The 1,003-nt window shown below is 56.8% G+C and carries 2 protein-coding genes; both read right to left on the reverse strand.

Annotated features, from left to right (window positions below; all coding sequences use genetic code 11):
- Positions 1-89: 89 nt before the first annotated feature.
- On the reverse strand, positions 90-536 hold the full coding sequence (locus tag QX565_RS00005) for a hypothetical protein (protein ID WP_289290477.1): 447 nt from the start codon (positions 534-536) through the stop codon (positions 90-92).
- Between the two features lie 83 nt (positions 537-619).
- On the reverse strand, positions 620-1,003 hold a 384-nt coding region (locus QX565_RS00010), incomplete at its 5' end, for a ParB-like helix-turn-helix domain-containing protein (protein WP_502874515.1).

A 1,003-nucleotide genomic window follows, 5' to 3' on the forward strand; every position in this document is an offset into this window, starting at 1 on the left:
AACGAATCGAATATCCAACATGGCAAATCACCTCATAATAAATTTTGTGGGTTTTTGTAATGGATGTTTCACGTGAAACATTTGATGGTTTAGAAGACCGCCTTAAAAATCTCCTGATACCGCTCGGCAGGGGAGAAGCGGTCGTTGTCGGTGGTGCTTTCGGTGGGCAGATAGCTTTTAAGCGGGGTCCCGTCAGAGAGGTCCTCTAGACTTTGGATCAACTGGCGGCAAAGGACGTAGCGGCCACGGACATAAGCCTCGTCGACCTGCCAGAAAAGGTCCATGGCGCGGGTTTGCTTTTCCATGGTGTCGGCCAACTCTTGAGAGCGGGCGGTGAGGGTCTCCACCTGTTCCTCCAATTCGGCCCCCTGTGATCGCAAGGTCTCGTTATCTGCCATAAGGTTTTGGATGGACTGAACAGCCGAGACGGACTGCTGTAGGGCGTTGTTGGTGTCGGCGTTTATCCGCTGCTGCTGGAAATAGGCCAGAAGGAGCAGGAGAAAGGCCACCACAAACAAAATCAGCAGATATCCCATCACCGAAATTCTGCGCCGTGCTCTGGTATGTTCAGCCTGATGCTGAAGGCTGGCAGAGGACCGCCGCTTGGGCTCTTGCTGTGTCAACGGTGGGCGCCCCCCTTCCCGGCGGTCTGGCCGGTGCGCTTTACCTGCTCTAAAAGCTCCAGCAGAGCGTTCAGGTCATTGTCGTCGTAGTATTCCAGCTCAATGCGGCCCTTTTTGGCGCCGTGGACGATGGAGACCCGCCGGCCAAAGCGGTCGGAGAGGGACTTGGCGGCTTCGTCCCGGTAGATTTTATAGGGGTCGGCGGCAGGCTCTTTTTTCGGCGCCTTTTCCTGTGACAGCTGCTTGACCAGCTGCTCGGTCTGGCGGACCGAGAGTCCCTCGTCAATGACCCGTTGGGCCAGGGTACGCTGGAGTGACTTGCCGGGAGCGCCCAGGATGGCCCGGGCGTGACCGGCTGATAAGCGACCCTCCTCTAATAG

Origin of the sequence: Bacteroides sp. 41_26 (assembly GCF_949740115.1) — a bacterium.
Lineage (GTDB): Bacteria > Bacteroidota > Bacteroidia > Bacteroidales > Bacteroidaceae > Bacteroides > Bacteroides nordii.

Excerpts from the sequence above, each read along its gene's own strand:
- QX565_RS00005 (WP_289290477.1), bottom strand. The coding sequence starts at position 536 with ATGGGATATCTGCTGATTTTGTTTGTGGTGGCCTTTCTCCTGCTCCTT.